The organism is Flavobacterium xizangense (genome assembly GCF_054075145.1).
Map to the genome: position 1 here is coordinate 1 of NZ_JBSIPG010000120.1, position 269 is coordinate 269.

The 269-nt window shown below is 37.2% G+C and carries 1 protein-coding gene; it reads right to left on the reverse strand.

The window, feature by feature from the left end; translation table 11 throughout:
- Positions 1–269 (reverse strand): P-type ATPase (locus ACWA1B_RS22755; protein WP_456910899.1); only part of this gene is annotated, 269 nt, incomplete at both ends.

Consider the following 269-nt stretch of genomic DNA (forward strand, 5'->3'; position numbering starts at 1 on the left):
AGTAAACGGTGCAGTAAGGGCCAAAGCACACGGACAAGCCACAATTAATACCGCTGTAAAAACATTAAAAGCGGTATTGGCATCAATAAAAATCCAATAACCGAAACCAGCAAATGCAATTAGTAATAAAATCGGAGTAAAATATCGGCTTATTGCGTCTGTTATGGTCTTGTGCTTCTGATCTACTTTTTTCTGAAAAATTTCGTTACTCCATAACTGCGTCAAATAACTCTGCGAAACCGAATGCAAAACTTCCATTTCGATTACTT